General features: G+C 71.4%; 10 protein-coding genes. 3 read left to right on the top strand and 7 right to left on the bottom strand.

What is annotated here, in order from left to right; genetic code table 11:
* Positions 1–8 precede the first annotated feature (8 nt).
* A complete protein-coding gene (locus ACFWN2_RS03155; RefSeq protein WP_382424607.1) occupies positions 9–587 on the bottom strand; it encodes a TetR/AcrR family transcriptional regulator in 579 nt (192 codons plus the stop codon).
* Between the two features lie 133 nt (positions 588–720).
* Entirely contained in the window at positions 721–966 is a 246-nt protein-coding gene (locus ACFWN2_RS03150) for an isoamylase (RefSeq protein WP_382424606.1), read from the bottom strand.
* Positions 967–1,139: 173 nt separating this feature from the next.
* Between ACFWN2_RS03150 and ACFWN2_RS03145 the strand changes: the two genes are divergently transcribed.
* Positions 1,140–1,601 carry a hypothetical protein gene (locus ACFWN2_RS03145; RefSeq protein ID WP_382424605.1) on the top strand — a complete coding sequence of 154 codons (462 nt, stop codon included), beginning with the start codon at positions 1,140–1,142 and terminating at the stop codon, positions 1,599–1,601.
* A gap of 19 nt (positions 1,602–1,620) precedes the next feature.
* On the opposite strand, the gene ACFWN2_RS03140 is transcribed toward ACFWN2_RS03145, so the two are convergent.
* The 4 genes from ACFWN2_RS03140 to ACFWN2_RS03125 all read right to left on the bottom strand — a co-directional run bounded on the left by ACFWN2_RS03140 (position 1,621) and on the right by ACFWN2_RS03125 (position 8,128).
* The gene (locus ACFWN2_RS03140; RefSeq protein WP_382424604.1) at positions 1,621–4,767 is read right to left on the bottom strand and encodes a tetratricopeptide repeat protein; all 3,147 of its coding nucleotides are present in this window, start codon (positions 4,765–4,767) and stop codon (positions 1,621–1,623) included.
* A gap of 89 nt (positions 4,768–4,856) precedes the next feature.
* On the bottom strand, positions 4,857–5,375 hold the full coding sequence (locus ACFWN2_RS03135) for an RICIN domain-containing protein (protein ID WP_382424603.1): 519 nt from the start codon (positions 5,373–5,375) through the stop codon (positions 4,857–4,859).
* 215 nt (positions 5,376–5,590) lie between these two features.
* On the bottom strand, positions 5,591–6,958 hold the full coding sequence (gene dctA, locus ACFWN2_RS03130) for a C4-dicarboxylate transporter DctA (protein WP_382424602.1): 1,368 nt from the start codon (positions 6,956–6,958) through the stop codon (positions 5,591–5,593).
* A 33-nt stretch (positions 6,959–6,991) separates the two neighbouring features.
* Positions 6,992–8,128: a glycerate kinase gene (locus ACFWN2_RS03125; RefSeq protein ID WP_382424601.1), complete on the bottom strand. Its 1,137-nt coding sequence runs from the start codon at positions 8,126–8,128 to the stop codon at positions 6,992–6,994.
* Positions 8,129–8,264: 136 nt separating this feature from the next.
* On the opposite strand from ACFWN2_RS03125, the gene ACFWN2_RS03120 reads away from it, so the two are divergent.
* Positions 8,265–9,158 carry a LysR family transcriptional regulator gene (locus ACFWN2_RS03120; protein WP_382424600.1) on the top strand — a complete coding sequence of 298 codons (894 nt, stop codon included), beginning with the start codon at positions 8,265–8,267 and terminating at the stop codon, positions 9,156–9,158.
* Between the two features lie 118 nt (positions 9,159–9,276).
* Complete coding sequence (locus ACFWN2_RS03115) at positions 9,277–10,365, top strand: tartrate dehydrogenase (RefSeq protein WP_382424599.1); 1,089 nt, start codon at positions 9,277–9,279, stop codon at positions 10,363–10,365.
* 28 nt (positions 10,366–10,393) lie between these two features.
* Here the strand turns inward: ACFWN2_RS03115 and ACFWN2_RS03110 are convergent, their stop codons facing one another.
* Positions 10,394–11,341 carry a helix-turn-helix transcriptional regulator gene (locus ACFWN2_RS03110; RefSeq protein WP_382424598.1) on the bottom strand — a complete coding sequence of 316 codons (948 nt, stop codon included), beginning with the start codon at positions 11,339–11,341 and terminating at the stop codon, positions 10,394–10,396.
* Positions 11,342–11,392 lie beyond the last annotated feature (51 nt).

Here is an 11,392-nt window from a genome sequence, read left to right as displayed (position 1 = left end):
CCGGGCTCCTAGTCTCGTCGCTGGAGGAGGGGCGTCAGCTCGACGAGCACGTCGTCGAGCGGCACCAGGTCACGCCGCGCACGGCACAGGATGATCGCGCCCTCGATCGCGGACACGACCAACGTCGCCAGCCGCCGAGCCCGTTCCGGTGCGACACCGCTGGCGCGAAACGCTTCCACGAGACCGTCCTGCCACCGGGCGAAGATCTCGCGCACCACGTCCCCCGCCTCAGGCACGACGTCACGGCTGTCCATGGCCATAGCGGCAACAGGACAGCCGGCCCGGAAGTCGGTCTTGGTCAGCGCCCGCCGCCAGAAGGCGACCAGGCGGTCCACCATCTGCCCGACGTCACCCTCGGCCGCCGACTCGCGGACCATGGTGGCGATGTAGTCCCCGGCCTGGCGGACCGCGCCGAGGACCATCTCGTTCCGGCCGCCGGGAAAGTGGTGGTAGACGGACCCGCGCGGGGCACCGCTGTGCGCCAGCACGGCGTCGACAGTGACACCGGCCGCGCCCCGTTCCCGCAGCAACAGCACGGCGCTGTCCAGCATCCGCTGCTTGGTGCCGCGCCTGTCCTGGCCGCTCATCGCCCACCGCCTCCCTGATTCGGGAGTATGGCAGAGACCATAGTCGCGTGTCAGCAGCCGGCGCCGCGCAGTTCACGGCGCGGGGAGGACGGCCGTCGGCGACGCGGCGGTTCTCCGAGCCGCGCAGTTCCCGTCAGACGCTGATCAGACCGCCCTGCCCGTCGTGCGCGGTGGCGTCCTCGTCGTCGAACCAGTGGCCGTCCGAACCGAGGTAGCGGAACCGCAGCGTGGTGCCTCGCGGCACGACCACCGCCGCGGTGCGCTTGCCGTTCGAGCGGGCGCGCAGCTCGGTCGTGCCCGGCGTCCAGTCGTTGAAGTCGCCGACCACGCTGACGGGTCCCGGCGGCAGGTGCCGGGGCAGCGCCCAGGTGACACGCACTTGCTGGTCCTTGGCAGGCACGATCCGAATCATGGGGTCGTCAGTCCTTCCGCGTTCCTCGTTGACGTGCGGTCGCAGCCTGCCGACGAACCCCGGCCCGAACGAGCCGACGCGCCCGTGCGGACCGCATGATCCCCGATTCGGGTGGTCTTGCCGACTGCTTGAATGGCGCCGTGCACTACAGCGAGGTGGAACAGGCCGTCCGCGAACTGGTCGAGGCCGCCGACGACGAACGACGACACCGGTTCGGCGCGGAGACCGTGGTCCTGCTGACCAAGGGCGACGACCTCACGGACGCCGCGGAGACCGAGTTCGACGACGACGCGCGGCAGGCGTTCGAACAGGCGCGCACAGACCCGGCGGGCAGCACGCCCGAGCAGCTCCGCAAGTGGCTGGACACGATCGACGAGGGCACGCTGTCCGACGGCGACATGGAGCCGGAGGTGCTGTGGGCGCTGGAGGCCTTGGAGCACTGGGCGGGATTCCTCGCCGGCCGCGAGCCCGAGTTCGTCGTGCAGCTGGCGATCCGGTCGTTGGAGGCGGTGGACTTCGAGGTCTCCGCTGCCCTCGACGACTTCCTCGCGTCACCTGAGATGGCGGCCGAGTTCGACCGGATCGGCAGGCACCTGCGGTAGCCGAGCGGGTCCGTGCCGATCATCGGAGGCTGTCGAGTCGTTGGCGCACAACGGTTGCCTCGGGCATGCGGAGCGCTTCGTAGATCACCAGGGCGGCGTTCAGCAGTCGGCGTGCCTCGGCGGTTTCACCGGTGCGTTCGCGGACGACGGCCAGCTCGTCCAGTGATCGCGCCTCCTGCTCCGGGTCCTGCATCTCCCGCGCGTGCGCCAGTGCCTGTTCGTGGCACGCGGACGCCTCCGCGAAGTTGCCGGAGGCACAGGCGGCGCGGCCGCGTCCGTTGAGCGCGGCGCACTGCAGCAGGCGATCGCCCAGCTTCACGGCGAGCGTCTCGGCTTCCCGGCACAGCTCGGCGGCCTCCTGGTGGCGGCCCATGCTCTCGTGGGTGGCGCCCAGGTTGACGAGGACCTCCGCCTCGCCCACCGGGTCTCCGATCTCGCGGAACACGGTGATCGCACGTCCGTGGTGCTCCAGGGCCTCGGCATGTCGTCCCCGCCGCGAACAGATCCGGCCGAGTTCGGTGCGCGCGACCGACTCCGCCGCGCGGTCGCCCACGTCGTGGAGGACGACCAGTGCGCGCTGGTGGTGGTCGTGCGCTTCTTCCAGGCGCCCACGGCTTTGCAGGGCGCAGCCCAGGTCGTTGAGGATCCTGCCCTGGCCGACCCGCTGGCCGATCTGCTCGTAGATCGAGGCGGCCTTCCGGTAGCACTCCACCGCTTCCTCGTGCCTGCCGAGACTGTGCTGCACCTGCCCGATGCTGGCCAGTTCGACGGCCTCCTGACCGCGATCGCCCGTCCGCCGGCTCAGGGTCAGCGCCAGGCCGTAGGTGGCGAGCGCGTCCTGGTAGCGGCGCGCCCGGCCTTCGTTGTTGCCCAGGGCGTGCAGGGTGCGGGCCTCGCCCACTAGGTCTCCCAGGCCGCGGAACAGCCCCAGCGCTTCCCGGTAGTGCTCGTCGGCCTCGCGGTAGGCGCCGACGCGGGCGTGCGAACGTCCGAGTTCCAGCAGCGAGCGCGCCCGGCCGCCCGCGTCGCCGATCTCGTCGGCGGCGGAGAGGGCGTGCTGGTGCACCGCGAACGCCTCGGCGTTGTGGTAGCCGACGTTCAGGTGCTGGCCGATCGCGCGGGCGATCCTGACGGCGTAGCCCGCGAACTCGCCGGAGGCAGTGCCGATGATCGCGACGAGGGTGAGCCGTTCGGTGTCCAGCCACGCCTTCGCGGTGGCGGCCGTCATGGGCGACCGGTCTCGTTCCGGCTCGCCGCGCAGTCGTTTCGTGTTGGGGTACAAGGCGTCCGTCGCATACAACGCGTGAGTCAGGTGGTGCTCGTAGAGGTTCTTCAACGCCTGCCGGCGCTCCACCCCGGTGAGGTGCTGCTCGGCCCGTTCCCGTGCGAAGGCGCGCAGGAGGTCGTGCATCGTCCAGCGGTCGGACCCCGAACTCTCCACGAGGTGTGCGGAGTGGAGGACGCCGAGCAGGTCCCTGCCGGTGCGGGCGTCCACACCGGACAGTGCGGCGACGGCGGGGAGGCCGGTGTCGCGGGCAGGATGCAGTCCCAGCAACCAGAACAGCCGGTTCGCGGCCTGCGGCAGGTGCCGTTCCGACCAGGAGAACACGGCGCGCACGGCGGTGTCGGCGTCGGTCCCCGCCGTCAGCAGGTCGAGCCTGCGGCGCTCGTCGGAGAGCTCCTCCAGGCCGACACGTCCGCGCCGGGTGACCAGTTCGGCGGCGACCCGCAGCGCCAGGGGCAGGCGGGCGCACCGAGCGGCGAGCTCGTCGAGCTCCGCGGGCGTGGCCGTCTCGTCTCCGATGAGCAGCCGCAACAGCCCGGCCGCGGCCACGGGTTCGAGGACGTCGAGCTCGATCCTGCCGGCGCCGTCCCGTGCCACCAGCCCGGCCAGGTCGTCGCGACTGGTGACGACGACAGCGCTCCCCGGCTCCGGCGGCAGCAACGGCCGGACCTGTGCGGCATCACGCGCGTTGTCCAGCACGATCAGAAACCGCTTTCCCGCCGTGAGGCTGCGGTAGAGCGCGACCTGCGCCTCCACGGCCCTGGGCACGCGGTCGGCGGCGACACCGAGCGCGGTGAGGAAGTCGTGCAACGCCTCCCCCGGCGGCAGCACCCCGCCGGGATCGAATCCCCGCAGGTTCACGTACAGCTGCCCGTCGGGGAACCGGGCGGCGACACGATGTGCCCAGCGCAGCGCCAGAGCGGTCTTGCCCACCCCTGCGGTCCCGCACACCGCGACGACGGCGATGGTGTCCCCTCTCGCGGCCACGGCGGCGTCGAGCGCGGCCACCTCGTCGTCACGGCCCACGAATCCCGGCACCACCGGGGGCAACTGGATCGGGCGCGGACTCAGCACCAGCGCGGGCGGGGCCGGGAGCAGCCGGGGGTCCTGCGCCAGGATTCCCTCCTGGATGCCGGTCAGCGCGGGTGACGGTTCCACACCGGCGTGCTCGACCAGCTGCCACCGCGCCCGCCGGAACACCTCCAGGGCGTCGACCTGCCTCCCGGCGCGGTACAGGGCCGTCATCAGCTGACCCCACAACCGCTCGTGGCCGGGATGGGCGGCCGTGAGATCGGTCAGCTCCGCGACCAGCTCACCACCGGACCCCAGAGCCAGATCGGTGTCCACGCGGTCCTGCACGACGTCGAGGCGCACCCCGTCCAGCCGAGCCCGTTCCGCGGCCAACGCGACGACGTCGTCGAACTCGTCGTAGGGCCGTCCACGCCACAGTCCGAGCGCGCTCGTCAGCAACTCGTGCGCGGTCCCGGCATCGCGCTCCGCCAGTGCCGAGCGGCCCGCGCGCGCCAGTCGCTGGAACCGGACAGCGTCCACGACCGCGGGTTCCAGCAGCACGTACCCCGGCGGACGGGTGCGGATCAGCTCGGCCAGCGGCCCCACTCCCCTGCGCAGACGGGAGACGTAGGTCCGGACGGTCCGTTCCGCGTCCGCCGGCGCCACCGGCCCCCACAGCTCCGACACGAACGCCGCCACGCTCACCGGCCGGCCCGCGTGCGCCGCGAGCAATGCCAGCATCACGCGCAGCCGCGGCCCGCCGGGATCGAACGGACCGCCGTCCCCCTCGACCTCCAGCGTCCCCAGCACGCGGATGCCGGCACCCGGCCTCCGCTGCTGCCCCGTCCGATCTTCGCCCCCGAGTTCCACCGAGAAGTGAGAGCACCTTCCCGGCGCGGGGATACGTCGAGCGTCCGGACGGCCGCGACGACCTGGAAGGCCGCCGCGGCCGCGGTCCGTCAGACCGGGAACACGCCGAAGGACTGCGCGGCTGTCCCGTTGCAGGTCCAGAGCTGCACGGCGAGCCCCTCGTCGGACCGCCCGCCCGGCACGTCGATGCAGTGCGTCCTCGTACCGGCGACGCGCGACCTGAGCGTCACGAAGTCAGGCAGGTTGCGACTCGCCTGGAACCGCTGGTTGCTCGTGCCGGCGCAGGGCCACTGGACGATCGGCACCCCGTCGGCGTTGGAACCGAAGGCGTCCATGCACTTCAGCGTGACGGCGTTGCGGATCTGGAACACGTGGTCGCCCCGGTCGAGGAAGTCCCAGCGCTGGAAGGCGCTACCGGTGCACGAGGTCTGGACGATGGGCACGCCGTCCTCGAACGACTCCCCCTGCGGTGCCAGGCACTTGCCGCTGACCGCGCTGCGCACCGTCACGTCGAAGTGGTTGGCGGCGGAAGCGGGCGCGGCGGTGCCGAGCAGTCCCGCGATGGCGGCGGTCGAGGCGAGCGCCGTGGTGACGATCCGATTTCTCATGGGTACCTCCCCTGGGTCGTCGCTCACGATGGCAAGCCCCGTCGACAGTTCGTCGACGGTCCGTCGACACTCCGGGCGAAGGCCCGGCCGCCACTCGCTCGATCGATGTTCCAGCTATCTCCGAAAACCGCGATCAGCCCGGTTCTCCACGAATTCACCAGCTGCCTTTGAATTCGACGACCGGTCGTCTGGGCGCACCAAAAGGCGCGGCGCTGTTACTTCACGGCGACGACGACCTTGGGCTCCTCGACCGGTTCCTCGGCGCGACCGGGGAGCAAGGAGTTCTCCGCGGACGCCGGATCGGCGAGGACCGCCCTGGCACGGTCGAGATCGAGGTTGTGGTCCCACTTGGCGATCACCAGGGTCGCGACCGCGTTTCCGTAGAAGTTCACCAGGGCTCGGCATTCCGACATGAACTTGTCGATGCCGAAGATCAGCATGATGCCGGCGGCGGGCACGGTCCCGATCGTGGACAGGGTGGCGGTGAGGGCGATGAAGCCACCGCCCGCCACTCCCGCCGCGCCCTTGGAGGTCAGCAGCATGACGGCGAGCAGGCCCAGCTGCTGCGGAATGGTCAGCTCGGTGTTGGTGGCCTGGGCGATGTAGAGCGCGGCCAGCGAGAGGTAGATCGCCGCGCCGTCGAGGTTGAAGCTGTACCCGGTGGGCACGACCAGGCCGACGGTGGTGCGGTCGGCGCCCATGTACGTCATCTTGCGCATGAGGCCCGGCAGCGCCGGTTCCGCGGTGGAGGTGCCGAGGACGAGGAAGAACTCCTCCTTGAGGTAGCGGAAGAGCTGGAAGATGTTGAGGCGGACGTACAGGGCGAGCAGTCCGCCGAGTGCCACGACCACGAACAGGATCGAGGTCGCGTAGAACAACGCGATGAGCGAGCCGAGACTGGTCAAAGTGGACAGTCCGAAGGCGCCGACGGCGTAGGCCATCGCCCCGAACGCGCCGAGCGGGGCGGCTTTCATCACGAAGCTCAGCACCTTGAACACGACGTCGGTCAGGCGCTTGACGCTGGTGGCGATGGGGTCGCCGATCGGACCGACGGCCTTGATCGCGATGCCGAAGATCACGGCCAGGAAGATGATCTGCAGGATGTCGCCCTCGACGAACGCGCTGAAGAAGCTCTTCGGGATCAGGTGGGTGAAGAACTCCCACCAGTGCTGCGTCTCCCCCGTCTTGATGTACTGCTCGGCGTTGCCGGTGGGGTGGATCTTCGCGGGGTCCGCGTCGACCCCGTCGCCCAGGCGGAAGACGTTGATAGCGACGAGACCGGTGGCGAGAGCCACGATCGCGCCGACCTGGAAGTAGGTCAGGGCCTTGAGGCCGGTGAGGCCGACCCTCCTGATGTCGGCGACGCTGATGATCCCGCCGATGATGGTGAGGAAGACGATGGGTCCGATCAGCAGCTTCATCGCGGCGATGAAGGTCGTTCCCACCGGTTGCAGGGCCTCGCCGAGGTCCGGCCACCGCCAGCCGACGACGACGCCCACGACGATGGCCACCAGCACCTGCACGTAGAGCTGCCGGTACCACGGCTTGCGCGCGCGGGCCGGGGTCGGGACGGTCTGCGACATTGCATTCCTCCTGCGGTCAAAGGGGATCGGCGGTCACGGCCGGGCGCGGAAGTGCTCGTCGGCGATGCGTTCGCCGACCTGTTCGAGCAGGGAGGCGGCGTCGGTGAGGCAGCGGCCGACGTCGGGTTCCAGATCGGTGAGGGCGAACGCGGCCGCGAAGCCGGCGTCGGTGAGTTCCTGTGGTGCCAACAGGTTTCGTCCTGCCACCGCCACGACGGGTGTGCCTGCGGCGCGTGCGGCCGCCGCGATTCCGGCCGGGGCCTTGCCGCGCAACGTCTGGTGGTCCAGCGTTCCCTCACCGGTGATCACCAGACCCGCGCCGGGCAACAGGCCGGCGAGCCCGGTCAGCTCCAGGACGAGGTCGATGCCGCGGCGCTTCTCGGCACCGAGCGCCAGCAGGGCGAACCCGGCGCCGCCCGCCGCGCCGGCGCCCGCAGTCCCGGCCGCCCGCACTCCGGTGGCGTCCTCCAGCAGCCCGGCCCAGCGGGTCAGTGACCGCTCAAGTCGGGCGACCGTCTCCTCGTCCGCGCCTTTCTGCGGTCCGTAGACCGATGCCGCGCCGTGAGGTCCGAGCAGCGGGTTGTCGACGTCGCAGGCGAGGACCAGCCGCGCCGTGCGCAGGCCGGGGTGCAGCCGGCTGAGGTCCACCTCGACGACGGAGGCCAGCGGTGCCGGGTGGCAGCACAGCGGACGTCCGGACTCGTCCAGCAGGCGGGCGCCGAGTGCGGCGAGGAGACCGGACCCTCCGTCCGTGGTCGCGCTGCCTCCGAGCCCGACGACCACCGTGTGGTGCCCAGCCTCCAGTGCCGCGGCGATGAGCCGGCCGGTGCCGCAGGTCGACGCCGTTTCGGCGGTCGCGGGGCCCAGCACCTCGCCGGTGAGCCTGCCCAGGCCGGACGCCTCGGCGAGCTCCACGAAAGCGACGCCGTCCCGATGGGCGTAGTGCGCGTCGACCGGTCGCCCCAGGGGATCGCACGCCACGACCCGTTCGGCGACGAAGCCCACCGAGGTCAACGCCGCGAGGGTCCCCTCGCCTCCGTCGCCGACGGGGTGTTCGTGCACCACGGGACCACTCGGGTGCCGGCGCAGACCGCGGGCGAGGGCCGCGGTGGCGCTCCGGGCGTCGATCGATCCCTTGAACGAGTCCAGGGCCACGACGACCTCGCTCATCTCACCCTCCTCGGCCGGAAATGTGGGCCAACACTGGGCCCGGAGGGAGGCGCGCGTCCAAGAGAACCTTGCTACCGGACTGATAGGTTCCGTCAATCGATAGGTCTTGACCTGCGCGATCGATCGGAGTGGAGCGATGGACGCACGTCAGCTCGAGTACTTCCTCGCGATCGTCGACCACGACGGGTTCGGCCGGGCGGCGCAGGCCCTGCACCTCGCGCAACCGTCGCTGTCGCAGGCCATCGCCGGGCTGGAACGGGAGCTCGGCGTGCAGCTCTTCCACCGCATCGGGCGCGGCGTCGTGCTCAGCGCCGCCGGTACCGAACTGATCGAACCCGCGCGGCAGGTTCTGCGCGACCTGCGCGCCGCGCGGGCGGCGATGGAGTCGACCAAGGGCGTCCAGCGGGGCCGGGTCGAGCTGGTGACCATGCCCTCGCCCGGCATCGAACCGCTGAGCACGCTGACCCGCGCCTTCACCGAGCGGTTCCCCGGGATCACCGTCGGCGCCGAGGCGGCCTTCACCCCCGACGAGGTCGTGCACCAGATCAAGCAGGGCGTGTGCGAGATCGGCGTGATCGGCACGGCGGGGCCGCTGCGACCGCCGGGTGTCGAGGTGTTCCCGTTGGAGGCCCAGCACTTCGTCCTCGTCGGCGCGGCCGGGGCGCCCTTTCCCGACGGCGACCCCGTCCCGCCCTCGGCGATCTCCGGCACCGGCCTGATCGCCTCACCGCCGGGCAGCCTCATGCGGCAGATCGTCGACGACGTGCTCGCCACCGCGACGTCCGTCCGCATCGTCGCGGAGGTCGCGCACCGGACGTCGATCCTGCCGCTGGTCCTGCAGGGCGCCGGTCTCGCCGTGCTGCCCGCGGCCTGGGCACCGCTGGCCCGCGCGGCAGGCGCACGCGTCGCGGGAGTCGACCACCCGGCACGGCTGCACGTCGCACTCGTCGTCCGCCCCGGCCGGCTCACCCCGGCAGCGCAGGCCTTCCTGGCCACAGCCCGCTCGCACACTCCCGGCGACTACGCCTGAGAACAGGAGAGATAGGCCGCACCTATCGATCGCATCGGCAGCGCGTCTTGGACCTGCGGCCGTCTCCGGGGCTTCACTCGGTCCGACGCCGAAGGACCGAGACCAGGGAGCCTCACCGATGTCAGCACCCGCCACGCCCCGCACGTTCAAGATCGCCGCAGTCCCCGCCGACGGCGTGGGCCGCGAGGTCGTCGCCGCCGGACAGGCCGTGCTGGACGCACTCGCCAAGGCCTCCGCCGACGCGTTCGCCTTCGACTGGACCGAGTTCCCGTGGGGCTGCGACTACTACCTAAAGACCGGCCGCATGATGGACGAGGACGGTCTCGACGTCTTGCAGAACTTCGACGCGATCTACTTCGGCGCCGTCGGCTGGCCCTCCGTCCCCGACCACATCAGCCTCTGGGGACTGCGGCTGAAGATCTGCCAGACCTTCGACCAGTGGGCCAACGTCCGGCCCGTCCACTTCCACCCCGGCATCACCTCACCGTTGCGCAAGGCCGACGACACCCCGCTCGACTGGGTCGTCGTCCGCGAGAACAGCGAGGGCGAGTACGCGGGCCTCGGCGGCCGCAACCTCTCCGGCCGCGGCCCCGGCAACGAGGTCGCCGTGCAGACCGCGCTGTTCACCGAACAGGGCTGCGAGCGCATCATGCGCTTCGCGTTCGACCTCGCCCGCACCCGTCCCCGCCAGAAGGTCTCCTCGGTCACCAAGAGCAACGCCCAGCAGTACGGCATGGTGCTCTGGGACGAGACCTTCACCCGCGTCGCGAAGGACTACCCCGACGTCGAGACCGAAAGCGTTCTGGTGGACGCGATGGCGGCCAAGTTCGTGCTCAAGCCCGAAGACCTCTCGGTCGTGGTGGCGTCCAACCTCAACGCCGACATCCTCTCCGACCTCGGCTCCGCGCTGGCGGGCAGCCTCGGCCTCGCCGCGTCGGCGAACCTCAACCCGGAACGGCGCTTCCCGTCGATGTTCGAACCCGTGCACGGCTCCGCCCCGGACATCGCGGGCCAGGGCAAGGCCAACCCGATCGGCGCCATCGGCAGCGCCGCGCTGATGCTCGACCACTTCGGACTCACCGCAGAAGCCGACCGGGTGCGCAAGGCCATCGAGGCCGCGACGGCCGGCGGCGTCCTCACGCCGGACGTCGGCGGCACGGCGAGCACCCAGCAGGTCGTCGACGCCGTGATCGACAGCCTCGTGTGACGCGCTCGGCCTGGCCGGGAGACCGGGCTCACCCGTAGCGCGCGACGAGCGTTCTGCCGATCGACGCCAGCTGGTCCAGCACGCTCCGCGGGCCGGTGATCTCCAGCCAGTCGACCATCCCTGCCAGCTCGCCGGCGAGCGCGAACTCGTTGTAGCCGCGGATCACGACCTCGACGCGATCGTCCGGTGTGGACCCTCCGACCTCCAGCCGGTCGCCGAGCGACATGCGGAGGCGGCTCATCTCGTGGGGAACGCACACCGCCCGGACTTCGAGGGGTGTGCGCCTGCGGTCGACCTCGTCGGCGATCTCGCGCCAGCTCTCGGCGAGGTCGAAGTCCGCCGGCCGGTCGACGGGATCACCGGTCACATCAGCGGACGACACGCGGTCGACGCGGAAGGTCCGCAGTCCGGCCTCGGTGTTCGTGACGAGGTACCACCACGGTCCCTTGGCCACGAGGCCCAGCGCGTGCACGGTGCGCACGGTCTCGGCGCCCTTGCCGTCGACGTAGCCCAGCCGCACCTGGAGGCCGCGGATGACCGCGTCCTGGAGTGCGTCGAGCAGGGGTGGCCGCCGGGGTTCGACGCGGCCGTTCCCCCACCGTTGCGGATCCACGACCAGCGACGACGCCGCTGCCTCCGCCTGCACCCGAAACGGCTCCGGCAGGGCCTGGACGAGCTTGCGCAGTGCGGCTTTCACGGCGGGCGTCGCGGCGGAGGCCTGGCCCGCTACCAGGAACAGGGCGCGGGCCTCGCTCGCGGTCAGCCCGGACAGGTCGGTGCGGGCGCCGCCCACCAGGCGCCAGCCGCCGCCGCGGCCCTGCACGGAGTACACGGGCACGCCGGCCATCGCCAGGGCGTCGAGGTCCCGGCGCGCGGTGCGCTCGGAGACCTCCAGTTCCCTGGCGACCTCCGCGGCGGTCACGTGCTCGCGCCGTTGCAGCAGGAGGAGGACGGCCACCAGCCGGTCGGTTCCCACGCCGCCAAGGTTGTCACGAAAACCGGTCATGGGATGGCCGGTTTCGTCCGC

Origin of the sequence: Lentzea sp. NPDC058436 (genome assembly GCF_042721515.1) — a bacterium.
Lineage (GTDB): Bacteria > Actinomycetota > Actinomycetes > Mycobacteriales > Pseudonocardiaceae > Lentzea.
This window is presented reverse-complemented; position numbering and strand designations above follow the sequence as displayed.